Origin of the sequence: Mariniflexile aquimaris (genome assembly GCF_042676825.1) — a bacterium.
GTDB lineage: Bacteria > Bacteroidota > Bacteroidia > Flavobacteriales > Flavobacteriaceae > Mariniflexile > Mariniflexile aquimaris.
Genome location: NZ_JBHTIB010000015.1, coordinates 221,588 through 245,964, shown reverse-complemented (window position 1 = coordinate 245,964; position 24,377 = coordinate 221,588). Strand labels below are relative to the sequence as shown.

26 protein-coding genes and 1 tRNA gene are annotated in these 24,377 nt (G+C 32.9%); 16 read left to right on the top strand and 11 right to left on the bottom strand.

Translation table 11 applies throughout. The features are described 5' to 3' along the window. The first annotated feature begins 26 nt into the window (after positions 1-26). The 6 genes from ACFQ0I_RS15125 (at position 27) to ACFQ0I_RS15100 (ending at position 8,042) form a co-directional block, all read left to right on the top strand. Positions 27-2,816 carry a class I SAM-dependent DNA methyltransferase gene (locus ACFQ0I_RS15125; protein WP_379943687.1) on the top strand — a complete coding sequence of 930 codons (2,790 nt, stop codon included), beginning with the start codon at positions 27-29 and terminating at the stop codon, positions 2,814-2,816. A gap of 4 nt (positions 2,817-2,820) precedes the next feature. Next, complete coding sequence (locus ACFQ0I_RS15120) at positions 2,821-4,764, top strand: DEAD/DEAH box helicase (protein ID WP_379943685.1); 1,944 nt, start codon at positions 2,821-2,823, stop codon at positions 4,762-4,764. Then, positions 4,757-5,959 carry a GIY-YIG nuclease family protein gene (locus tag ACFQ0I_RS15115; RefSeq protein ID WP_379943683.1) on the top strand — a complete coding sequence of 401 codons (1,203 nt, stop codon included), beginning with the start codon at positions 4,757-4,759 and terminating at the stop codon, positions 5,957-5,959. The genes ACFQ0I_RS15120 and ACFQ0I_RS15115 overlap by 8 nt, the downstream gene beginning before the upstream one ends. Before the next feature lie 92 nt (positions 5,960-6,051). Further along, positions 6,052-7,161, top strand: a complete 1,110-nt coding sequence (locus tag ACFQ0I_RS15110; RefSeq protein WP_379943681.1) for an AAA family ATPase — start codon at positions 6,052-6,054, stop codon at positions 7,159-7,161. Between the two features lies 1 nt (position 7,162). Next, a complete protein-coding gene (locus ACFQ0I_RS15105) occupies positions 7,163-7,762 on the top strand; it encodes a DUF3226 domain-containing protein (protein ID WP_379943679.1) in 600 nt (199 codons plus the stop codon). 124 nt (positions 7,763-7,886) lie between these two features. After that, the gene (locus ACFQ0I_RS15100; protein ID WP_379943677.1) at positions 7,887-8,042 is read left to right on the top strand and encodes a hypothetical protein; all 156 of its coding nucleotides are present in this window, start codon (positions 7,887-7,889) and stop codon (positions 8,040-8,042) included. Between the two features lie 103 nt (positions 8,043-8,145). Here ACFQ0I_RS15100 and ACFQ0I_RS15095 read toward each other — a convergent pair. Continuing rightward, a tRNA-Arg gene (locus tag ACFQ0I_RS15095) sits at positions 8,146-8,219 on the bottom strand. Positions 8,220-8,403: 184 nt separating this feature from the next. Between ACFQ0I_RS15095 and ACFQ0I_RS15090 the strand changes: the two genes are divergently transcribed. The 4 genes from ACFQ0I_RS15090 (at position 8,404) to ACFQ0I_RS15075 (ending at position 10,052) form a co-directional block, all read left to right on the top strand. Further along, positions 8,404-8,961: a YeeE/YedE family protein gene (locus tag ACFQ0I_RS15090; RefSeq protein ID WP_379943675.1), complete on the top strand. Its 558-nt coding sequence runs from the start codon at positions 8,404-8,406 to the stop codon at positions 8,959-8,961. A gap of 91 nt (positions 8,962-9,052) precedes the next feature. After that, positions 9,053-9,466 (top strand): DUF6691 family protein, encoded by a 414-nt coding sequence (locus ACFQ0I_RS15085; RefSeq protein WP_379943673.1) that lies wholly within the window; start codon positions 9,053-9,055, stop codon positions 9,464-9,466. Between the two features lie 113 nt (positions 9,467-9,579). Next, on the top strand, positions 9,580-9,786 hold the full coding sequence (locus ACFQ0I_RS15080) for a YgaP family membrane protein (RefSeq protein WP_379943671.1): 207 nt from the start codon (positions 9,580-9,582) through the stop codon (positions 9,784-9,786). Next, positions 9,783-10,052, top strand: coding sequence for a heavy-metal-associated domain-containing protein (locus ACFQ0I_RS15075; RefSeq protein ID WP_379943669.1), 270 nt, complete (start codon positions 9,783-9,785; stop codon positions 10,050-10,052). The genes ACFQ0I_RS15080 and ACFQ0I_RS15075 overlap by 4 nt, the downstream gene beginning before the upstream one ends. A 2-nt stretch (positions 10,053-10,054) precedes the next feature. Here ACFQ0I_RS15075 and ACFQ0I_RS15070 read toward each other — a convergent pair whose 3' ends face one another. The 7 genes from ACFQ0I_RS15070 to ACFQ0I_RS15040 form a co-directional block, all read right to left on the bottom strand. Continuing rightward, positions 10,055-10,330 carry an ATP-dependent Clp protease adaptor ClpS gene (locus ACFQ0I_RS15070; protein WP_379943667.1) on the bottom strand — a complete coding sequence of 92 codons (276 nt, stop codon included), beginning with the start codon at positions 10,328-10,330 and terminating at the stop codon, positions 10,055-10,057. Between the two features lie 57 nt (positions 10,331-10,387). Beyond that, positions 10,388-11,233: a 50S ribosomal protein L11 methyltransferase gene (gene prmA, locus ACFQ0I_RS15065; protein ID WP_379943665.1), complete on the bottom strand. Its 846-nt coding sequence runs from the start codon at positions 11,231-11,233 to the stop codon at positions 10,388-10,390. 140 nt (positions 11,234-11,373) lie between these two features. Beyond that, positions 11,374-12,123, bottom strand: coding sequence for a triose-phosphate isomerase (tpiA, locus tag ACFQ0I_RS15060; RefSeq protein WP_379943663.1), 750 nt, complete (start codon positions 12,121-12,123; stop codon positions 11,374-11,376). Positions 12,124-12,167: 44 nt separating this feature from the next. Continuing rightward, positions 12,168-12,656 (bottom strand): TlpA family protein disulfide reductase, encoded by a 489-nt coding sequence (locus ACFQ0I_RS15055; RefSeq protein WP_379943661.1) that lies wholly within the window; start codon positions 12,654-12,656, stop codon positions 12,168-12,170. Positions 12,657-12,691: 35 nt separating this feature from the next. Continuing rightward, entirely contained in the window at positions 12,692-13,768 is a 1,077-nt protein-coding gene (locus ACFQ0I_RS15050; RefSeq protein WP_379943751.1) for an ABC transporter permease, read from the bottom strand. A 79-nt stretch (positions 13,769-13,847) separates the two neighbouring features. After that, the gene (locus tag ACFQ0I_RS15045; RefSeq protein ID WP_379943659.1) at positions 13,848-14,942 is read right to left on the bottom strand and encodes a BT_3928 family protein; all 1,095 of its coding nucleotides are present in this window, start codon (positions 14,940-14,942) and stop codon (positions 13,848-13,850) included. Positions 14,943-14,994: 52 nt separating this feature from the next. Then, on the bottom strand, positions 14,995-15,534 hold the full coding sequence (locus ACFQ0I_RS15040; RefSeq protein WP_379943657.1) for a DUF1599 domain-containing protein: 540 nt from the start codon (positions 15,532-15,534) through the stop codon (positions 14,995-14,997). Positions 15,535-15,725: 191 nt separating this feature from the next. Here ACFQ0I_RS15040 and folP point away from each other — a divergent pair, with 191 nt between their 5' ends. From folP to ACFQ0I_RS15025, 3 genes are read left to right on the top strand one after another with little or no spacing between them, the layout of a single operon-like run. Then, the gene (gene folP, locus ACFQ0I_RS15035; RefSeq protein ID WP_379943655.1) at positions 15,726-16,550 is read left to right on the top strand and encodes a dihydropteroate synthase; all 825 of its coding nucleotides are present in this window, start codon (positions 15,726-15,728) and stop codon (positions 16,548-16,550) included. A 1-nt stretch (position 16,551) separates the two neighbouring features. After that, a complete protein-coding gene (locus ACFQ0I_RS15030; RefSeq protein WP_379943653.1) occupies positions 16,552-17,241 on the top strand; it encodes a hypothetical protein in 690 nt (229 codons plus the stop codon). A gap of 35 nt (positions 17,242-17,276) precedes the next feature. Then, positions 17,277-18,062, top strand: a complete 786-nt coding sequence (locus ACFQ0I_RS15025; protein ID WP_379943651.1) for a diadenylate cyclase — start codon at positions 17,277-17,279, stop codon at positions 18,060-18,062. Here ACFQ0I_RS15025 and ACFQ0I_RS15020 read toward each other — a convergent pair. Together ACFQ0I_RS15020 and truA are read right to left on the bottom strand one after the other, a co-directional pair. Next, on the bottom strand, positions 18,059-19,828 hold the full coding sequence (locus ACFQ0I_RS15020; RefSeq protein ID WP_379943649.1) for an ABC transporter ATP-binding protein: 1,770 nt from the start codon (positions 19,826-19,828) through the stop codon (positions 18,059-18,061). The two genes, ACFQ0I_RS15025 and ACFQ0I_RS15020, sit on opposite strands and share 4 nt — an antisense overlap. Further along, positions 19,828-20,571, bottom strand: coding sequence for a tRNA pseudouridine(38-40) synthase TruA (truA, locus tag ACFQ0I_RS15015; RefSeq protein WP_379943647.1), 744 nt, complete (start codon positions 20,569-20,571; stop codon positions 19,828-19,830). Before truA ends, ACFQ0I_RS15020 begins: the two co-directional genes overlap by 1 nt. A 102-nt stretch (positions 20,572-20,673) precedes the next feature. Between truA and ACFQ0I_RS15010 the strand changes: the two genes are divergently transcribed. Both ACFQ0I_RS15010 and ACFQ0I_RS15005 read left to right on the top strand, forming a co-directional pair. After that, positions 20,674-21,165 carry a metallophosphoesterase family protein gene (locus ACFQ0I_RS15010; protein WP_379943645.1) on the top strand — a complete coding sequence of 164 codons (492 nt, stop codon included), beginning with the start codon at positions 20,674-20,676 and terminating at the stop codon, positions 21,163-21,165. A gap of 156 nt (positions 21,166-21,321) precedes the next feature. Further along, positions 21,322-21,750 carry an FKBP-type peptidyl-prolyl cis-trans isomerase gene (locus ACFQ0I_RS15005; RefSeq protein WP_379943643.1) on the top strand — a complete coding sequence of 143 codons (429 nt, stop codon included), beginning with the start codon at positions 21,322-21,324 and terminating at the stop codon, positions 21,748-21,750. Positions 21,751-21,941: 191 nt separating this feature from the next. Here the strand turns inward: ACFQ0I_RS15005 and ACFQ0I_RS15000 are convergent, their stop codons facing one another. Further along, positions 21,942-22,352, bottom strand: coding sequence for a DUF4293 domain-containing protein (locus ACFQ0I_RS15000; protein ID WP_379943641.1), 411 nt, complete (start codon positions 22,350-22,352; stop codon positions 21,942-21,944). Positions 22,353-22,546: 194 nt separating this feature from the next. On the opposite strand from ACFQ0I_RS15000, the gene rho reads away from it, so the two are divergent. Further along, a complete protein-coding gene (gene rho / locus ACFQ0I_RS14995) occupies positions 22,547-24,199 on the top strand; it encodes a transcription termination factor Rho (protein ID WP_379943639.1) in 1,653 nt (550 codons plus the stop codon). Positions 24,200-24,377 lie beyond the last annotated feature (178 nt).

Sequence of the window (24,377 nt, the reverse complement as noted above, 5' to 3'; positions counted from 1 at the left end):
TAAACTATAAGGATTCTATTACATATATGAATGCATCCCAAATTGAAAAAAATGTTACTGAATTAGTTAAAAACTTCACCAAAGAAGAGTTTATATTCGATTTACTTCAGGCATACGGTATTTCAAAAACTTCTATTACTCGTTTAAAGAAAGGCGATTTTAATTTATCTAAAGTTGAAGGTGAGGTACTTTATAAAAGTAAAATGCTTTTTAAAGAAGTTACAACTGGTACGTTATTAAATACTATTGACGAATTAACAAAAGATGTAGATTCATTAAAACACAATCCTCGCTTTGTAATTGTAACCGATTATAAAACTTTATTAGCTAAAGACACCAGAACAGGTTTAACATTAGACACACCTATTCTTGAAATCAACAAACATTTTGGTTTCTTTTTACCGTGGGCTGGACAAGAAAAATATGCACAAACAAATGAGAATTTTGCAGATAGAAAAGCGTCATATCAAATGGCGAAGCTCTATGATATTTTAGTTACTGAAAACCCAAACATCTATGATGATGGTGGTCATAACCTAAACATATTTCTATCTCGATTACTCTTTTGCTTTTTTGCAGAAGATACCGACATATTTCCTATTGAAGGGATGTTTACAGATACCTTAGAGCAACATACTCAAAAAGATGGAAGTGACACCCATACGTTTTTAGATAGGCTATTTAAAGTGCTAAACACAAAGGACAATACCAATGAAGCTTCTCACTTTAAAGATTTTCCTTATGTAAATGGTGGTTTATTTGGAAGTACCATTGTATCACCGAAATTTAATAAAGAAGCTCGTAAAATAATTATTGAATGTGGTGATTTAGACTGGAGTGAAATCAATCCAGATATTTTCGGTTCTATGATACAGGCTGTAGTAAACCCAGCCTATCGTAGTGGTTTAGGCATGCATTATACCTCAGTACCTAATATTATGAAGGTGATTGAACCTTTGTTCTTAAATGAGTTATATAATCAATTTGAGAAATACAAAGGCAACGACAGAAAGTTACGTGAATTAATATACAGAATTTCAAAAATTAAAATTTTTGACCCAGCATGTGGAAGTGGGAACTTTTTGATTATAGCCTATAAAGAATTGCGAAAGTTAGAAATTGAAATTATTAAAGAAATTAATGGAGTAGGTCAAACAGATATTTTTGATGGAAGTCAAGCAAAAATACATTTTACAAAAGATGGACATCAGATAGTTTCCAATGCACCTCAATCGAAAATCAATTTCAATGGAAAACAATCTGAAATTTGGTTTACAGAAATTAAGCTTTCACAATTTTACGGTATTGAATTAGATGATTTTGCTCACGAAATGGCCATTTTATCTCTTTGGTTGGCAGAACACCAAATGAATAAAGTATTTGTCGATGAATTGCATGATTTTGGGAGAGCCAAACCTATTTTACCTTTAAAAGAAGCAGGACATATTAAACAAGGTAATGCGACACGTATTGATTGGAAAACAGTTTGCACCATAGATTTAGCTGATGAGGTTTATATTTTAGGAAATCCACCTTATTTAGGGTCACGCAATCAAGACAAAGAACAAAAAGATGATATGAAATTTGTCTTTTTGAAGGACTACAAAAGTTTAGATTATGTGAGTTGTTGGTTTTATATAGGTGCAAAATATATTCAAGGTTTTAACGCTCAATTGGCTTTTGTATCTACTAATTCAATTTGTCAAGGAGAACAGGTAGCCTTGACTTGGCCACGTATTCTCGATAAAACTATAGAAATAGGTTTTGCTCATTCATCATTTAAATGGACAAATAATGCCAAAGGGAATGCTGGAGTTACAGTAATAATATTAAACTTAAGAAATGTATCTAGTAATCAAAAGTTAATCTATATTAATGGCTTAGAGAAAAAGGCCAACAACATAAACGCCTATTTGCTTGATAGTAAAGATGTATACATCAAAAGCAATTCGAATTCTATTTCTAAGTTTCCTAAAATGAATTTTGGCAATATGCCAGCGGATAGTGGATTATTATTATTTAATTCTCAAGAAAAAGATGATTTTTTAAAGCGGGAAGTAAGCGCAAAAAAATGGATGTTCGAATTAATTTCAGCAGATGAATTTTTGAACGGCAAAAAAAGATGGTGTCTATGGTTAGAAGGAATAAAGGATAACGAATTGATGAGTATGCCATTAGTAAGGGAGCGTATAAAAAAACTCAAGGAAGTTAGATTAAATTCTTCAAGACCTCATTTAGCCGAAATACCGCATCTCTTTGCACAAATAACTCAACCGCCAAATAGGGATTTCATTTTAATCCCTCGTCATTCATCTGAGAATAGAAAGTATATACCGATAGGATTTTTTGATTCAAATAAAATATCACATGATAGTTGTTTAATTATAGCAACAAATAACATTTGGCTCTTTGGCTTATTAACTTCCGAAATGCATATGACATGGGTTAGGGCTATTGGAGGCCAATTAGAAACTCGTATTAGATATTCTGCTAATCTTTGCTACAATACATTTCCTTTTCCAGAAATTTCTCAAAAACAAAAAGAACAAATCGAACTACATGTATTTGAAATTTTAGAAGAAAGAGAAAAACATTCAAGCAAAACATTAGCACAACTTTACGACCCAGATAATATGCCTAAAGGCTTAAAAGAAGCCCACCATCAATTAGATTTAGCTATAGAGCGTTGTTATCGTTTAAAACCTTTTGAGAGCGATACAGAACGGTTAGAATATCTCTTTAAGGAATACGAAAAGATGATAACTAAAAATACCTTGTTAGAGAAACCACAACTAAGACATAAAAAGAAAGCTTAAAATTATGCCAGATATAGTAAACGTAAAATACCAACAAACAGGAAAAAGCAAAAGCATCAACGAGCTAGGAATGAGAGAAATGCAAGCACGTGCTTTTGAAGCTCGTACTGCACAATACTTATTAATTAAAGCTCCACCAGCTTCAGGAAAATCAAGAGCTTTAATGTTTATTGGCTTGGACAAATTGATAAATCAAGGCCTAAAAAAAGTGATAGTAGCAGTACCTGAAAGGTCAATTGGTAGTTCATTTGGATTAACAGATTTAAAGAGCTTTGGTTTCTTTGCAAATTGGTCACCAAAAAACAGATTTAATCTTTGCACGCCTGGTGGTGAAACAAGTAAAGTAAAAGCTTTTTTAAAATTTTTAGAAAGTAATGAGCAAATCTTAATTTGTACACATGCTACTTTGCGTTTTGCATTTGATGCCATAGACGAAAAGCAATTAAACGATTGTTTATTAGCCATAGATGAGTTTCATCATGTATCGGTAGATGGTGCAAACCGATTAGGTGAGGTTTTAAGTAATATTATGCAAAAATCTACCGCTCATATTGTAGCTATGACAGGTTCATTTTTTAGGGGTGATAGCGTTCCAATACTATTACCTGAAGTGGAAGCTCAATTTATTAAAGTTACTTATAATTATTACGAACAATTAAACGGCTATAATTATTTAAAATCACTGGGTATTGGGTATCATTTTTATCAAGGCCGTTACACCTCAGCCATAAATGAAATATTAGATGAAAATAAAAAAACAATAATACATATACCGAGTGTTAATTCAGGAGAATCTACAAAAGATAAATATGAAGAGGTTAATAGAATTATTGACAGTTTAGGTGAACTGGATTATCAAGACCCCGATACAGGAGTTTTGTATGTTAAAAGTAAGACCACTGGAAAAGTATTAAAAATCGCAGATTTGGTAAACGATAGCCAAAAAGAAAGAGATAAAATTCAAAACTACTTATATAAAGTTAAAAAGGCTTCAGATATAGATATCATCATAGCTTTAGGAATGGCAAAAGAAGGTTTTGACTGGCCTTTTTGTGAACATGTATTAACTGTAGGTTATAGAGGCTCGTTAACAGAGATAATTCAAATTATTGGCAGAGCTACCAGAGACAGCGAAAACAAATCACATGCACAGTTCACCAATCTTATTGCGCAACCTGACGCAGAAGACGATGTAGTAAAATTATCCGTAAATAACATGTTAAAAGCTATAACAGCTTCATTACTTATGGAACAAGTGTTAGCTCCTAATTTTAAGTTTAAACCTAAATTCCCAGAAACAGATGAGGATGATAATGATACAGATGATGATGGAAATACTATAAAAATCAGAGGGTTCAAATTACCAAGTTCACAAAGAGCAAAAGACATTATTGAAAGTGACATAAATGATTTAAAGGCTAGAATCATGCAAGACAACCAAATGCTTAAAGCTATGCCTGGTAATGTAGACCCAGAAGTAATAAACAACGTATTAATTCCTAAAATAATTAGAGAAACGTATCCTGAATTATCTGATGAAGATGTAGAGGCCGTTCGCCAGCATATAGTAGTAGATTCTGTTATAAAAAACAGCACTATTGAAGAGGTTGGTGATAAACGCTTCATACGCATGGCTGATAGTTTTGTAAATATTGATGATATAAATATTGATTTGATTGATACCATTAATCCATTTCAAAAAGCATTTGAAATTTTATCTAAATCTGTTACCGCATCGGTGTTCAAGGCCATTCAAGAAACCATTGACGCCACACGAATACAAATGACAGAAGAAGAAGCTATTATTTTATGGCCTAAAATAAAAAATTGGATTGCTAAAACTGGAGAACACCCAAGTCTTCAATCGTTTGACCCACAAGAAAAACGTTTGGCAGAAGCTATTATATTTTTAAAAGAACAAAAGCGAAAAGCACAAGTCAATGAGTAAAAAAAAGACATTAGAAGATATTTTTAATGACGATGAATTTGGAATTTTAGATTCAAAACCAAAAAACTCCAATATTAAAACTGAAGATGAACGATTAATTGAATCGTTCCAAGAAATTAATTCCTTTTTTGAAAAAAACAATAGAGAGCCAGAAACAACTAATGTAACAGAATTTAAACTGTTATCAAGATTAAAAGCATTAAGGCAAGATGGAAAAAAAATAGAAATACTAAAACCTTTTGACATTAACAACCTCTTAAACACAAAAGAGGAAATTAAATCGGTGGCCGATATTTTAAACAGTGATGATTTAGGAATATTAGACACAGACGAAACATTATCAATTTTTAAATTAAAGCATGTTTCAAGTTCAAAAGACAGAGCTGACTCTGATTATATAGCACAACGAAAAAAAATGAGTGACAAGGATTTTTTACCATATGAATCCATGTTTAAAGAAGTGCATAAACAGTTACGAGAAAGAAAAATTTCATTAAAAAAGTTTAGAAATCCTGAAAAGAATCTAATAAAAGGTAATTATTATGTTTTAGATGGAATTCTTCTTTACTTAGAAGAAATTGATTTAAGCAGAACCCTTGAAGATGAGCCAGTAAGTGACAAGAATAGAAAAGATGGTAGAACCAGAATAATTTTTGAAAATGGCACAATGAGTAATATGCTTTATAGGTCTATTGGAAAACAGCTACTTGAAAATGGTCATTTAGTTACAAAAACAGAAATAGAAACTTCAAAAGAATTATTTAATAATGTAAACGCTGTAAACGAAGATGATTTAGAAACTGGATGGATTTACATATTAAAATCTAAATCAACTAATCAAGAGATTGCATCGATTAAGAACTTATACAAAATTGGTTACTCAACTGTTCCAGTTCCAGAACGTGTAAAAAATGCGGCTAAAGAGCCTACTTACTTAATGGCAGATGTCCAAATAATTGAAGCCTATAAAACATATAACCTCAACACCCAAAAGTTTGAACAATTGATTCAACGATTTTTCGCTGAGGTATGTTTAAATGTCGATATTCATGATGATAAAGGAAGAAGAATAACGCCTAGAGAATGGTTTGTTGTTCCATTAGATATAATTAATAAATCGATTGAATTATTAATAACTGGTGAAATAGTAAATTATAGATATGATGCTACAAATATTGAGATTGTAGAGAAATAATTATTTCCATTTTAAAAATAATAATGGATATATTGCAAAATAAATTTTTTTCTAAATTTTAAGTTAATTTTACAAAAAATAATACTAACACAATGAAATTTAAAAAACTTAGTATAAACAATTTTAGAGGTGTCAAAAAACTCGAAATTGATGGACTTAAAAATGTTAATATAATTTTAGGAAAAAATAATTCTTCTAAAACTAGTATTTTAGAAGCAATTTTTCTTTTAGTTGGAAGTTTAAATCCTGAAATCTTGTTAAGAATAAATCAGTTCAGAAAATTATCATTTAATGAACAAGATGATTTTAGATTAGTCTTTAATAATTTAAAATTTGATGAAAACATTATAATTGAAGGAAATCAAGATGCAGACACTCATAAAATACTTGAAATTCGTCCCACAAGTCAAAATAAAAACTTTACTCAAAATAAAAAAACTATTAATGCTGAAGACCTAAAAGAATTAGATTTTGATTCACATCCAGATGACTTATCGATTAATCAATTAACTTTTTTATCAAAATATAAAGAAAAACATTCCAAAGAGAAAACTGTAGAAAGTAAGCTATTGTTTAGAAACGGACAATTTAATTCAGAAATTGGAAATATCCGAACAGCTCTTTCTGAAAGAGCAGTATTTCTCACACAATCTCTGGATATGTCTGTTAATCTTGAAAAAGAATTAGAAGACTTAATTGTATCAAAGCAAATTGATTTAGTGATTGAAGCCCTTAATATTGTTGATGAAAATATTAAGGATATCACTTTTGGAAGAAATAGATTGATTTATATTGATGTTGGTATGACTAGGATGATTCCTATTAATTTAATGGGAGATGGTGTTAGGAGAATGCTTGTTGTAATCTTATCTATTTATAATGCCAAAGGTGGGATTGTAGTAATTGACGAAATAGAAAATGGTATTTATTTTTCAACTTTAAATAAACTTTGGAGAAGTATTTTAGTAACTGCTAACAAATGTAATACTCAAGTTTTTATAACCACTCATAATTACGAGACCATCAAATCATTAAAAGAATGTTTATCCAATTTAGATAGCTCTTTTGATGATACAAATCTATTTAAAGAAAACATTAAAGTCTTTACAATTAGAAAATTAAATGACGGCAATCATAAGTCTTATCCTTTTAATTATTCTGAACTTGAAAATGCTATTAATGAAGACTTAGAATTAAGGTAGTATGCTAGTAATTATTACTGAAGGAAAAGATGAGGTTTTTATAAAAAAATATCTCGAAAACCAAGGTTATACCATGGGTGTCCATTTTGCAACTAACAGCATTGGAGGATGGACAAAATTAGAACTATCTAAATCCATTATCGAGAAACATATTGATGAAGGACATACTGTTGTTTTAGTTTTTGATGCAGACACCGTAGAAAAAAAAGGTGGGTTTATAAAAAGGTCTGAGGAATTAAATTATATTTTAAAGAAATTGAATTTTCAAATTAATTTCTTTTTATTTCCAAATAATACTAATGATGGCGATTTTGAATCATTATTAGAAAGTATTGCCTCATCAGATAGAAAAGACATATTTAAATGCTTTGATGCGTATGAGGCTTGCGTAAAATCATTAAATAAACCTAGTTTAAATTTCATTACTCCCATCAGAAAATCACGGATTTACGCATATATGGAAACGTTCCCTGAAATTGATAAGTTAAAAAGTAAGGAATTAAAAGCTGGGTCGAACTTCTTTGATAATAAATCGTACTGGGATTTAAATTCTAAAGCACTAGAGCCATTAAATAATTTCTTAACTCAGTATCTACAATAATTTGCTCACGTTTGAGTAATAAACAAGATATTATTTTAATATAAACTCCTGGTTTGTTGCAATATAAGTTATTTATGATTAATCTAATACTTATATTTGAACAACATAAATAATGATATTTTAAATGACTACACAATCCTATTCTGGCGCCATTCTTTTAAAAACTGGAGGACATTACGTAAAAGTAAGATGTGATGCAACTTCACCTTCAGCAGCTACAAAAATAATCGAAGCTCAATATGACGTAAAAAGCTGGGCAAGGCACATGGCTAGTAGCTAAAGTGAATTTTAGCAAATCTGATTTAAGTGACACACAAAGTGACACATTTAAAAAAAACAAAAATCCAATCATCTTATAATCAGATAATTGGATTTTATTTTTGTGACCTCGACTGGATTCAAACCAGTAACCTCTTGAGCCGTAATCAAGTGCGCTATTCAGTTGCGCCACGAGGCCTTTTTTGTGGGTGCAAATATACTATTTTTATTAAAACTCCACCAATTTTTTTACAAAATTGTAATTCCTTACTTTTGAACCCAATTAAAAAAATTAATTAGCGAAACAAGAAACCTAAATTTAAAGCAAAATTTATTTCTTGATGGCAAAATTAATTCGATTTATAAATTTTTAAAAAACTAATATGAACTATATTTTAGACCCTTGGCCATGGTATGTTTCTGGTCCGCTTATAACAGTTGTTATGGCATTGTTACTATATCATGGTAAAACCTTCGGGATGTCGTCGAACCTAAAAACCATGTGTACTATGGTTGGCGCCGACAAAGTTTCAGACTTTTTTAAATTAGACTGGAAAGATTACACCTGGAATTTATTTGTTGTTGCGGGAGCCATTATTGGTGGCTTTATAGGAAGTCATTACCTATCAAATGATAGCATCACCAACCTGAACCCAACAACCATAACCGAACTTAAAGATTTAGGTTTTAATAATATTGGCGCACAATTGGTGCCTGCAGAACTTTACGATTGGGATGCTGTAATGTCTACAAAAGGATTAGCGCTCTTAATTATTGGAGGCTTACTTGTTGGTTTTGGAACCCGTTATGCCGATGGATGTACCTCGGGTCATGCTATTAGCGGACTAAGCAGCTTGCAAAAACCCTCGCTTATTGCTGTAATCGGTTTTTTTATAGGCGGATTAATAATGGCAAATCTAATTTTACCTTTAATTTTTTAAGTGATGAAACGAGCAACTTATACTAGTATTTATACTATAATTATTAAAAGCGAGTCGCATTTGACATTTAAAAAACAATATATTTAGACAAATGAAGTATTTTAAATTTTTATTGATTGGTATGTTTTTCGGAATTGTTTTGGTTAAATCTGAAGCTGTTTCGTGGTATCGCATTTACGAAATGTTCCGTTTTCAGTCGTTTCATATGTATGGCATTATAGGAACCGCCATAATAACAGGCATTCTATTCCTTCAAATTTCAAAAAAAGGATATGTGAAAAGTATTATTGGTTCCGAAATCATTGTTCCGTTAAAAGAAAATGGCTTTGTAAGATATATTGTAGGCGGTACGATTTTCGGACTTGGTTGGGCACTTATAGGTGCTTGTCCTGGACCATTATATATCCTTTTAGGTACTGGGGTTTATAGTATGCTTATTGTAATTGCTGCTGCTATGTTAGGTACATTTATTTATGGCTTAATAAAACACAAATTACCTCATTAATTTTTTTTCTGGTCTCCTGAAGTTTTTGTGATAAATGTCACAAAAGAAACAAAAGTGATTTTGTAATTTCGAGAACTTTAAATAGTTATCAATTAACCAAACAAACAGGTATTATGAAAAAAAATATGGGGTCAGCCGATAAAGGTATACGCGTAGCAATTGCTATTGTTATAGCCCTTTTATATTATTTTAATGTTGTTGAAGGTACGGTAGCGTATATACTAATGGCGCTTGCTATTATCTTCTTAATAACCAGTTTTATTAATTTTTGTCCGCTTTATGCACCTTTTGGAATAAACACTTGCAAAACAAAGAAATGAAAGTAACTTTAGAAATTCAGAATTTAAAATGCCATGGTTGTGCCAATACCGTTACCACTAAATTATCTGGTTTAGATGGTATTGAAAATGTTTTAGTGAATAATGACACGAACAGCGTATCCTTCGAGTATAACAATGACGCAACCCTACAGGAAGCAATAGCATTACTTAATAGTTTAGGCTACCCAATCGTTGGTGATAAAAATGCGCTAACAACCAAAGCAAAATCTTTTGTTAGTTGTGCTATTGGCAGAATGAATAGTTAATGTTAAACTATTTCGGCGCTCAAACCTGCGTTTAATAACATTGTACAACGCGGTTTTAAATCGTCGTACTCGCCAGTTTTAACCGTACATTTACCTTTGTAATGAACAAGAAGTGCGCATTGTTCTGCTTGTTCTGCGGTATGCTCGCAGGCATAAATAAGTGTATCTATGACATGATCGAAGGTATTAACATCGTCATTAAACAAAACAATCTCATTTTGAGTAAGGACTTCCTCTTCTAAAAGTGTTTCAATTGATGTTTTTTCTCTAGTACTCATAATCAAATTTTATAAGTTTTACCTCTCGACAGTGCTTGAGGAAACAAATTTTTTTTACTAATTTAAAAATTTTAGAGCAACCCAATGGTTTCTTTCCAATTTTTCAGCAAATTTTAACATTTGATTTTCGCATGCTTCTTGAATAACTGGAATGTCATCATTATAAAATCCGCTTAAAAAAAGCACCCCATTTTTGTTTAAACACGATACATAAGTTGCCATATCATTTAGTAAAATATTACGGTTTATATTGGCGATAATGATATCGTATTTTTTTCCTGCTAAAACACTGGCATCGCCTTCTATTACTGTAATATTCTCGCAATTGTTACGCTCAACATTTTCAAGGCTATTTAAATAGCACCAATTATCGTAATCGACCGCATCGAGAATTTTAGCACCTTTTTTTTCTGCTAAAATTGCCAGAACACCTGTGCCACAACCCATATCTAAAACCGATTTGTTAGTGAAATCGTTGCTTAAAATATACTGAATCATCATGTGGGTGGTTTCGTGGTGCCCTGTACCAAAACTCATTTTTGGCTCGATGATTATATCGTATTTGGTTGTTGGTTTTTCGTGAAATGGCGCACGAACGGTGCACAAATTATCGACTACAATAGGGCTGAAATTTTTCTCCCATTCTTCGTTCCAATTGGTTTGTTCTATTTCGTTAAATTCATATTCAATTTTGAATTCTTCGGAATTTAGAATTTGCACATCGTTTAAAATAGATTCGTTCCACTCTTCCTTTTGAATGTACGCCGTTACACCGTCTTCTGTTTCTACGAAGCTTTCGAAACCTGCATAACCGAGTTCGGCAATTAGTATTTCTATCCCGACGCTTCGGGAGTGTAATGGTGTTACTTTAAAATCGTAACCTATATAAATAATGTTTGACATATTGATTGAAGTTTATGGATGCAATCGCCATTGGGAAGTGCGTTAGCGATAGAAACGGCATCCTTTTTGGCGCCTTAAAGCGCCAAAAAGATACAGTGTATAGCGCGACCCTTGGGTAACGCCCAAATTATAATTTTATACTAAAATGCGTTTACAATGGCAAAAAAGTCGTCTGCATTAAGCGCAGCACCACCAATTAATCCACCATCTACATCTGGTTTACCGAAAATTTCTTGTGCATTGTTTGGTTTCACACTACCGCCGTATAAAATTGATACACTATTCGCTACATCGGCACCGTACTTGTTGCTTAAAGTTTTACGGATGAAGGCGTGCATATCTTGTGCTTGCTCTGGACTTGCAGTTTCGCCAGTACCAATTGCCCACACAGGCTCGTAAGCCAATACGATATTTTTAAATGCCGCAGCCTCTAAATGAAACAGAGCATTTTTAATTTGGGTTCCTACTACATTTTCGTGGTTACCAGATTTTCTATCGGCTAGAACTTCGCCAAAACAGAAGATAATACGTAAATCGTTAGCTAAAGCCGCGTCTACTTTTTTAGCTAAAATTTCGTCTGTTTCGTTAAAATACTCACGACGCTCGCTATGTCCTAAAATAACGGTTTTAACACCTACACTTTTAAGCATGCTTGCACTTATTTCGCCAGTATAGGCACCATTAGCTGCAAAATGCATGTTCTGTGCGATAACTTCGATTTTAGAATTTTTTAAAGCTTGGTTTGCGTGGTATAAGTTGGTAAACGTTGGCGCTACCATTACCTCTGCATTAGACGTTTGTGTTTTGCTTTTTAAGTCTGCTAATAAAGATTCGGTTTGAGCTAAATCATTATTCATTTTCCAATTTCCTGCTACAATTTGTTGTCTCATTTTTAAATTACCCTTTTTAAAGATTAGGGATTTTTATTAATTGTTTATAAAATCTGTCTTATTTGTTTGTCGTCGGCCTCAATGGCTTTAAATAACTTAATTTTTCCGTGATTATCTACTACCATATATCTTGGAATCCAGTCTAATTGTACAAATTCGCCAAAAGCTCCTTTCCAACCAGATTGCATATAGTAATGCTGCCCTTTTATATTATACTTCTCGATGCCCTTTTTCCATGCATCCTGAGTTTTGTCTAACGATAGAAAAATATAGGTAACCTTGCCGAATTCCTTTTGAAGCGCTTTAACTTTAGGCATGCCTTTAATACAATCGCTACACCATGACGCCCAAATATCGATCACAATGGTATTGCCTTTATTAGCCTCTAAAATAGCTTTGAAGGTTGTGTTACTTCCATCTAAATTTATAAATGCATCGTTTAACGCAGCTGCCGAAAACTCGGTAGGTTTTTCTTGAGCTTTACAGCTTGTTACGCTTATTAAGAATATAAAAAGGAATTTTAGTTTTTTCATGTTTAAAATTTTTTCTTTTTCACGGAAATGCAAAATTACTGAAGTTTTACTTTAGGGTCTAACCAAACGTAAATTATATCGACAAAAATATTAATTATAATAAAGAGTAAGGCTATTATTAACACAGAACCCATAATTACGGGTAAATCTAAAGAATTTAGGGCATTTACAATTTCTTTACCAAGACCGTTCCAACCGAAAATATACTCTACAAAAACGGCACCAGCCAACATAGATGCAAACCAACCAGATATAGCTGTAACAACAGGGTTTAAGGCATTTTTTACAGCGTGTCTTTTAATGATTTGATACTCACTTAAGCCTTTTGCTCTTGCCGTACGAATAAAATCTTGATTAAACACTTCTAACAATGAATTCCGCATGAGCTGAATTACAACAGCGAGCGGTCTTATACCGAGCACAATAGCAGGTAAAATAAGATTTTTTAATTGAAGATGATTGGACTCACCAAAATCGTCTAATTCGTAAAGACTTCCCGTCATTTCTAAATTGGTATACTTATGCAAAACAAATCCGAACAACCAAGCAAATAAAATCGCGCTAAAAAACGATGGAACACTCATGCCCAATGTACTGAATATCTGTATGAACTTATCGAGCCATCTGTCTTTAAAAAGGGCAGAAATAATGCCTAAAATAATACCCACAAAAATTGCAATAATAATAGCAGAAACGGCAAGTACAAAGGTATTAGGAAGTGTTTCGCCTAAAACTTCGCTTACTTTTTTGCCTTGTTTTGTAAAAGATTCTCTTAAATACGGGAATTTTAAAACCGTAGTAGTATTACCAATTGAGAACAAAGTTGTGGCAGCATATTTACCTGGTTTTAAATAGGTGTAATCTGTTGCTGTTTTTGAATGAAATGATATAGGCAATAAATCGTTTAAATAATAAAAATACTGCGTACTTACAGGTTTATCGAAACCATATTTTTGTTTGACTGTTGCCAACTGTTCACTATCTTCGTTCTGCCCTAACATCATTTGCGCCGGATCTCCAGGAAGCACGTTAAATAATAAGAATATAACTGTAACTACTCCAAATAATGTAAGTAGTGCGTAAGTGATTTTATTTAGTAGGTAACTTATCAGTTTATAAAATGTTTATTTGTTGATGTGTTTATTTGTTTAAAACTTCGACTGTGACTGTGACTGTGACTGTGACTGAAAACTATAATTTTAATTTATCAATATCATTCCAGTGCACTTTTTGTTTTACTGTTCCCTTATCTAATTCTAAAATTCCAGGATTAGCTCTTACTACGGTTTTTAGTGCCTTTTCATCACATAAATAAAATTCGAAATTCAATTTATAAAGTTTTTTAATTCGTTGTTTTTCATCTTCACCAGAAGACGTTAGTCCTATAACTTTATACCCTTTTTTAATAGCCTCATCAGAAAATGCTTTTAATTTTTGAGCACCAGCTTTTTCCATAGACTTTAAGCTATAAGACACAATCACTATAAGGTTTTCTTCTGAAAGAAATTGCTGTGTTAAATCTTCATCGACAAATTCTATTGAAAAGTCAACTACTGGAGGTTGGTATCCTTCCTTAATCATTTTAGTATCAACACTTAGAAAATCACCTTCAACCGTTGGGTATGAACCATCAGTAGTAATCACAGTTTCTTCGCCATTTATGTTGAATTTCCAGTAATATTCTACAACTGGTTTGGCAGCATCTTCTGGAATACGCATACCTTCAGCAATATTCTTTCCTATTTTATAGGCTCTAAAATCCACTACCGGCAAATGCATCAGTACATGATATGCTAACCAAAAACTGAATACGAAACTTAATAGTGCGAAAACCGTGGTTATCAAAGTACTAAACACTGGTTTTATATGTTTCACACCAAAGAATAGCACCAATATAAATACAAGTAAAACCAAATCTTTAGTAAAACTTTCCCATGGCGTTAATTTTAAGGCATCACCAAAACAACCACAGTCTTTTACTTTATCAAAATAAGCCGAATAGAAGGTTAAAAATGTAAAGAAAACAATCATTATCAGCAAACTCCAAACTGTAAATTTGGGTTTATAGCCAATAAGTAAAAACACCCCTAAAACCACTTCGAATACCACTACTAATACCGAAATCATGAGCGCATACGGTTCTAAAAATGGCATATTTAATACCTCTACACTAAAGTATTCTTGTAATTTATATGAAAACCCTAATGGATCGTTTAGTTTTATTAATCCCGAAATGATGAACAAAACACCAACAAATATTCTTGATATGCTTACTAAATATTTCATAATTTTTATTTAACACCTTTCGACTGCGCTCAAGGTGACAATTGTTTATTAATTATTTTTCATTTAAATGTATCATAGCAAAAACAGCATAATTTACCATATCCTGATAATTAGCATCAATGCCTTCGCTCACAATAGTTTTACCCGCATTATCTTCAATTTGTTTAACGCGTAATAATTTTTGCAAAATTAAATCGGTTAAACTGCTAACACGCATATCACGCCATGCTTCGCCATAGTCGTGATTTTTATCTTCCATTAACTTTTTAGTTATGGCAACATGTTTTTCGTATAATTCGATGGCTTCTTCAGTAGATAAATCTGGCTGTTCCACTACCCCTTTTTCTAACTGAATTAAAGCCATAATACTGTAATTTATAATGCCGATAAATTCACTTATTTCATCTTCATCAACTTTTCTAACCGCGTTTTGTTGCAGCCCTCTAATACGTTGTGCTTTAATAAAAATTTGATCGGTAAGTGATGGTAAACGCAAAATACGCCACGCACTTCCGTAATCAGACATTTTTTTAATAAACAAACTTTTACAGGTATCTATAACAGCATCGTATTGCTTTGAAGTATCTTGCATGTATTAAAAAGAATTTTGCGTAAATTTCGCTTAAATAGTTTAAAGTTCAAAGTTGAAAGTTCAAATGTTTTTCAAAATTGCTGCGAATACACAAATAAATGTTTTTTATCTTGAAACTAACTATGAATCCTTAAATTTGAAACGCTTTTAAACTAATTAAAATATTCGTGCATTAGTGGCGAAATGAACTTATGACCATAAACTGCAAAGGAACTCTTATTGATGTAACATCACCCAAAGTGATGGGAATTTTAAATGTAACACCCGATTCGTTTTATGATGGTGGTGTACATAAAGATGACGCATCGGTATTAAATCATGTGGAATTAATGCTGAAAGAAGGTGCCACGTTTATCGATATGGGCGCTTACAGCTCAAGACCAAATGCCGATTTTGTTCCAGAAGATCTAGAACTGAAGCGTATTTTACCATTACTTGAAACCGTACTAAAAAATTTCCCTGATGCTCTAATTTCTATAGACACCTTTAGAAGTGAGGTTGCAAAACAATGTATAGATGCTGGTGCTGCAATGGTTAATGATATTTCTGCTGGAAAATTAGACGAAAACATGCTGCAAACTGTAGCTAATTTACAGGTTCCGTATATTATGATGCACATGAAAGGCACGCCACAAACCATGCAACAACACACAGATTATTCTAATTTAACCAAAGACATATTGTTTTATTTTTCCGAACGAATTGCAGCTGCCAGAGCACTAGGTATTGTCGACATAATTATCGACCCCGGATTTGGCTTTGCAAAAACATTGGAGCAGAATTTCGAGCTACTAAACCAATTAGAATTATTTAAAATGATTGAAAAACCAATGTTAATTGGTATTTCCAGAAAATCTATGATTTACAAAACACTGGAAACTTCGGCCAAAGAAGCTCTTAATGGCACCACCGTTTTAAATACTATTGCATTGCAAAAAGGCGCTTCCATTTTGAGAGTTCACGACGTAAAAGAAGCCATGGAAACCATCAAATTAGTTGAATCTTTAAAAACCTAACATGCGGTATTATCTACTTTTATTTCTGACACTGGTTTTATTCTCCTGCGGAAAAGACAAAGTTGTTCAGTTGCCAGAAATTAGTCATGCTGATATCTCAGAAATAACCGATGTATCTGCAGCCTATTTATTTTACGACCAAACACTTCCCGACAGTTTAGAATTGAATAGAAAAAACCTGATTAGCACTACTAATTGGTTAGTGAATATTGACAAGCGATTAACGCTTAAACAAGTTATTCCGCAGATTATATTTTTACAAGAAAAAAAGGGAAGTTCTAGCCATAAGAATAACAGCGCTAAAAATTACTTTACTTGTAATGATATCAGTAAAAAGAATTTAGGATTTATTGAATTTACTAATGTGGTTTATCATCCCGAACCATTTCTAGATTTTGTTTCGGCAAATTCTAATTTGGATTTTTCAAACAAAATGAAAATTGATTTTAATGCTGCCGAAGAAATTTATGCTGAGTTTCCACTTTTTGATATAAGCGCCACGGTTTTAAACGAATCTAATTTTATAAAATATATCAAGAGCACATCAGATAATCAAACGGAAGGTTTCGGTATAATCTTAAGTTTCAACGAAAATTTAACATTTCAAGAGTATATTACTTTCAAATCCATGCTAGGGACTCTGGGATTAAAAAATGTTTCTATTTCAAATCACGAATTCATTTTTAATTAAGCGCATTTTACTAAATTTACCAAAAACCAAAAGCCTTGGAAATCTTTAATGACCTTTTAAAATTCTCTGTTGTTGATGTCATAGATGTTATTCTTGTCGCATTACTCCTCTATTACGTCTATAAACTTGTAAAAGGCACGGTTGCAATCAATATTTTTATAGGAATTATAATTATTTATTTGGTTTGGCGCCTTACCAATTTCTTAAATATGGAATTGCTTTCTGGTATTTTTGGAGGCTTTATGAAAGTGGGAATTATTGCTTTAATTGTGGTGTTTCAACCAGAAATAAGAAAGTTTTTACTCATGGTTGGTTCTACCAATTTTAGCAAAAGAGGCAAACTTTTTAAACAGTTTAAATTTTTAAAAACCGAGACTACCGACGAAACAAATGTCGATGCTATTATGTCTGCATGTATTAAAATGGCTGGCTCAAAAACGGGCGCTTTAATAGTTTTTGAACGCAATAATAATTTAGATTTTTTAAGTTCGAGCGGAGATGAAATGAATATAAAGGTAACCCAACCCATTATAGAAAGCATCTTTTTTAAGAATAGCCCGTTGCACGATGGCGCCATTATTGTGAGCAATAATATAGTAAAAGCAACACGTGTAATTCTACCATTAAATAATGAAAAACCCATCCCAAAACGATTTGGTTTACGCCATAGAGCCGCTATTGGTGTAACCGAAAAAACGGATGCTTTAGCACTTGTAGTTAGCGAAGAAACTGGGCATATCTCTTACTTTAAAGACGGCGAATTTGTTGTTTTTGATGATACCACGCAACTCAATTTGATGATTAAAAAAGATTTAGCTTAAACAACTTCTTCCTTTAAAAACTGAACTTCGTATAAGTTTTTATAATACCCTTTGTCTTTTTTAAGTAACTGCTCGTGGGTGCCTTCTTCCACAATTTTACCAGCATCCATCACGATAATCTTATCTGCTTTTTTTACTGTGGCAAGTCTGTGAGCAATCACTATAGAGGTTCTGCCATGTGTCATTTTATCGGTTGCATTTTGAATGAGCTGTTCAGAATGCGAATCGACCGACGATGTTGCTTCATCCAAAACCAAAATACTTGGCTTAGTTACGTAGGCGCGTAAAAATGAGATGAGTTGTCGTTGACCTGAGGATAACATCACGCCACGTTCCTTCACGTTATAATGATAACCACCTGGTAAACTTGTAATAAATTCATGCACACCAATTTCTTTTGCTGCGGCTTCCACTTGCGCTTCAGTAATGTCTGGATTATTAAGAGTGATGTTATTCAAAATTGTATCAGCAAATAAAAATACAGACTGTAAAACCACGGCAATTTGGGTTCTAAGCGAAGCTAAGGTAAACTGCTTGATATCTTTTTCATCTATAGAAATTACACCGTCCTTAATTTCATAAAAGCGATTTAACAAATTAATGATGGTCGATTTTCCAGCACCTGTAGCCCCAACTATCGCAACGGTTTCGCCTGCTTTCACATTAAAAGAAACTCCTTTTAACACCGCCTCATCTTCAACATAATTAAAATACACGTTATTAAAAGCAATATTTCCTTCAAAATGTTCTGCTACCAATGTACCGGTATCATCTATTTGCGAGGTAGTATCTAATACTTTAAACACCCTTGTAGCGGCCACCATTCCCATTTGTAAGGTGTTGAAATTATCGGCCATTTGTCGTAATGGTCTAAATAACATCGGGATAAACATTACGAATGCGATTAAATCTCCTTGTGATACTTCGGTGCCTTTAAAAACAACATTTAATCCGCCGTACCAGGCAATTAACCCAATACTTATAGAAGATACTAAATCTGCTAACGGAAAGAAAATGGAATTATACCAAACCGTTTTTAACCATCCTTTTTTATGGCGTTCGTTAATATCTACAAATTTTGTGTAATCAATTTTTTCGCGTGTAAACAGTTGCAGAATTTTCATTCCAGTAATACGCTCTTGAACAAACGAATTTAGGTTAGACACTTCATTCCTTACTTCTTCAAAAGCAACTTTCATATACTTTTGAAAAATTCTGGTGGCATAAATTAAAAGTGGCAACATGATGAAAACAATTAAACTCAATCGCCAGTTTATATAAACCATCACACCAAAAACCACAATCATTGCCAACAAATCTCTAAAAATGGTAAATAAGCCTTGTCCAAAAATATCAGCAATACGCTCCATATCTGTTACAGCTCTGGTTATTAACACACCCACCGAAGAATTGTCGTAATATTTCATTTTAAAACTTAGCAAATGGTTGAATAGTTTTACACGTACATCCATCACTAAATTTTGCCCCAACCATGCCGCATAATAGATAAACACAAGCTGAAAAATAGTCTGCAATATTAAAACCGCAAACATAATAACTACATAAAACAAAAAGCTTTTTGGCTCTTTAACAGCTATACTATGGTCTATCGCATATTTAGTAATATAAGGTGTAGCTGTAGTTAAAATTGCCAGCAAAATAACCAAAACAAGTAGCCCAAAAAAAATGCCTTTATAAGGTTTTATATATTGAAACAGACGTTTAAACAAGACCACGTCAAATAAATTCTCTTTCTTTTTAGTCATTATAATTTTATATCGTTTGGATATTCAATTTTTGTTAAATACAAGGCGTGCGCCGGAACCGAAAAACCAGCTTCACTCCTATTTTTAGACTTTATAATGGTGTGTAAATCTTCAACTTGCAGCTTGCCTAATCCAATTTGTACCATGGTACCAACAATAGCACGCACCATATTTCTAAGAAATCTATCTGCTTTAATTATAAAGTGAAGCTCTTCATCTTCAAAAAACCAGTCCGCCTTCATAATCTCACAATAATACGTTTTTACATCTGTATTAACTTTTGAAAAACATTGAAAATCTTTATACTCAAATAAAATCTTCGACGCTTCCTTCATTTTATCAACATCTAAGGCTTGCTTCACAAAATAAGCCGTATCAAAATTAAATACATTTTTATGTAATGCGATTCTATATAAATAGGTTCTGCTTACAGCGTTAAAACGTGCATGCGCTTCTTCCTTTACTTTAAAAACACTGTGAATGGCGATATCTTTGGGCAAAAAGGAATTCAGTTTAAAAACCAATTTAGCCTCATTAAATTTAACATCGGTATCAAAATGTGCAAACATTTGTTTGGCATGCACCCCGGTATCGGTTCTGCCCGCTCCCATTATAGAAACGGTTTCCTTAAAAAGTAGAGACAACGCATTTTCTACAACTTCTTGTACCGATACAGCATTTGGCTGTATTTGCCAACCATGATAAGCGGTGCCGTTATAAGAAAGTTCTATAAAATATCGCAATTTGTTTTTATACTTTTGTTGAAAGGCAAAGATAGACAGTTTTGTCTTTCCTGCGAAGACAGTAATCTTAATTATATATTAAAAGATTTTCAATATAAATTCATGACCAAAATACTTTTACTTTCTGATACCCATAGTTATATAGACGACACGATTTTAAAATACGTAAAACAAGCCGATGAAGTTTGGCACGCGGGCGATATTGGCGATTTAAAAGTAACCGATGCTATCAAACAATTAAAACCATTACGAGCTGTTTTTGGAAATATTGACGATGCTAAAACAAGAATAGAATTCCCCGAAAACAACCGGTTTATGTGTGAAGGTGTCGATGTTTGGATAACCCATATTGGTGGTTACCCAAACCGGTATGATGTTAGGATTCGTGAAGATATTAGAAAAAATCCACCAAAACTTTTTATCTGTGGGCATTCGCATATTTTAAAAGTAATGCCCGATAAAAAATTAAATTTATTACATATGAATCCTGGTGCTGCTGGAAAACATGGTTTTCATAAAACACGAACCATGTTACGCTTTTCGATTGATGGTAGTAAAATTGACAACTTAGAAGTTATCGAATTTAACAAATAGCAGCTTTTCGCCGTTTCTAAGTCAGATTTCTATTCAATTTACCTCACTTTTATGTTAATATTATCCTAAACCGACGTATTCATTGGCTTAGATTATGGCATTCTATTGATAAATTGTAGCTTTGCCGCTATTTAAAAACAGAAAACATAATTATTTATGAGTCAAGTAAAAGAGAATGATACCGTACGCGTTCATTACACAGGAAAATTAAGTAATGGTCAGATTTTTGACAGTTCGTTAGACAGAGAACCGTTAGAAATTACTTTAGGCCAAGGCATGTTGATTCCTGGTTTTGAAAAAGGCGTGGTAAACATGAAGGTTAATGAGAAAAAAACAATTACTATTCCTGTTGCTGAAGCTTACGGCGAAGTACAAAAAGAATTGTTTCACGAAGTAAAAAGAGAGCAACTACCACAGGATATGACTCCAGAAGTTGGTATGGGATTAGCTTCAAGAAACCCTGATGGTTCTGAAGTGCAGTTTCGCATTGCCGAAGTTCATGCAGAACATATTATTATAGATGCTAACCATCCATTAGCAGGACAAGATTTAACGTTCGATTTAGAACTTGTTGAAATAAAGTAAAAAAAAGCCCTTCCTAAATCCTTCCCATGCGGGAAGGACTTGCTCACTGCTACGACATATTATTATCTATATTAATGAGCATTTTTTTTAAGGGCTGAATGTTTCCCTCCTTTGGAGGGATTAAGAGGCAAAAAAAACCCAAAGCTTTCGCTCTGGGTTTTAACGCACTAATACTACTAAGATATAAGGTTTTATCGCAATCGATCTACAGATTTTACGAGATCTTCGTCCTTCTTGATGGCCTTATTGGCTAAAGCCAAAAATACGATAGAAACAATAGGAAGAAGCATCCCAATACCTTTCTCAGAAACCGCCGTTTCTCCAGATACATTTAGAGATTGATACACAAAAAATCCTAGTAAAATAAAGTTTAATATGATGTTAAGTCGTCCCAACATAAATTGAGACTTCCTGTTTTTATACTTAAAAATGGTTATTATAGATAATAATGCAGACCCAAGAAACAAACTTAAATACAGCAAATTATCTTTAGCATATACTACAACATCGTTGTTTGTAACCCATAAATGCAATACAAATATTAATCCCGCAGAAACAATTGCGGCAATTAACAAGTATATGGTTTGGATGCGTTGTATCATATAATTTAAAAAACTAGACAGCAAAAATAATAGTTTCTTTTATAAAATAAGTGTAAAAAATTAAAATAAAGTCGTATAATTGCATTAATAATTCTCAATAACCACACATAGAGGTTGTTAATTCTTCAGAATAAAATCATTTTTTTCAGAATAACTCAAATTTATATTCAAAAAACATATTCAATTAAACATCAATGTTTGAAATTTCACAATTAAACGAAAAGAAACTCTCTGACTTACAGGAGATTGCTCAAAAACTGAACGTCCCAAAGTACCGTTCTTTAAAAAAAGCCGATTTAGTTTACCAAATCCTAGATCATCAAGCTGCCAACCCAAAAGCGGTAGAAGCTGTTATAGAACCAACACCACAACCTACTGCTAGTACACCCGAAAAAAAGGAAGTAAAAAAACCAAGACAACGCGTTGCAAAACCCGTTAAAAACGTACCTACAAAGCAAGAAACAAAAGCGCCTGATGAAAAAAAGGTAGAAGCTCAAGAAGTGGCTACTACTGCTCCAACAGAAACTAACGAAGAGCAAAAAACTAAAAATCCGCCGAAACAAAAAAGCCAAAACGAGCGCCAACAAGATAATAAACAGAAACAACCGCATCAAAAAAGAGATCATAACCAACAACCAAAAAACCCAAATCAACATAAAAATCAAAAAAACGGTAATGTTGATGCTGGAAATAAAGATAGCAGAAACCGCTACCGAGAACCAGATTTCGAATTTGATGCTATTATAGAAAGCGAAGGCGTTCTTGATGTAATGCAGGACGGCTACGGTTTTTTACGTTCGTCTGATTACAATTATTTGTCATCGCCAGACGATATTTATGTATCGCAATCGCAAATACGATTATTCGGATTGAAAAAAGGCGATACCGTTTTAGGACATGTTAGACCGCCAAAAGAAGGTGAAAAATATTTTCCGTTAATTAAAGTTGTAAAAATTAATGGTCAAAAACCAGAAGTTGTTAGAGACCGCGTGTCTTTCGAGCATCTAACACCCTTATTCCCTAAAGAAAAATTTAATATTGCCGAAAAACAAAGCACTATTTCTACTCGTATAATGGATTTGTTCTCACCTATTGGTAAAGGACAACGTGGTATGATTGTATCGCAACCAAAAACGGGTAAAACCATGTTATTAAAAGATGTTGCCAACGCTATTGCTGCCAACCATCCAGAGGTTTATTTAATGATTTTATTAATTGATGAACGTCCGGAAGAGGTTACAGACATGCAACGTAATGTACGTGGCGAAGTGATTTCGTCAACCTTCGATAAAGAAGCTCACGAACACGTTAAAATTGCAGACATCGTTTTAGAAAAAGCAAAACGTCTGGTAGAATGCGGGCATGATGTAGTGATACTTTTAGACTCTATTACACGTTTAGCGCGTGCTTACAATACCGTACAACCAGCATCTGGGAAAATATTAAGTGGTGGTGTAGATGCGAATGCATTACACAAACCAAAACGTTTCTTTGGAGCCGCTCGTAACATAGAAAATGGTGGTTCTTTAACCATTATTGCTACAGCACTTACCGAAACAGGTTCTAAAATGGACGAAGTAATTTTTGAAGAATTTAAAGGAACCGGTAATATGGAACTACAATTAGATAGAAAAATATCGAATCGTAGAATTTTCCCTGCTATCGATTTAACGTCATCAAGCACACGTAGAGACGATTTATTATTAGATGAAAACACCATTCAACGTATGTGGGTAATGCGCAAATATTTAGCAGATATGAACCCGGTTGAAGCCATGGAATTTATTAACGATCGTTTCAAGCAAACCAGAAATAACGAAGAATTTTTAATATCCATGAATGGGTAACAGTAACTAAACATTAAACTAAACTTAAAAGCCTTAACTCATTTCTGTTAAGGCTTTTTTTATGCAAGTTTTTTTAAACAATAATGGCGTTACCCCGATCCCGATAACTATCGGGAGGGGTCGCGCTTTCCGTTACTAGTTTTGGCTCGATGCTTACGCTCGCCAAAAGCTAACCACT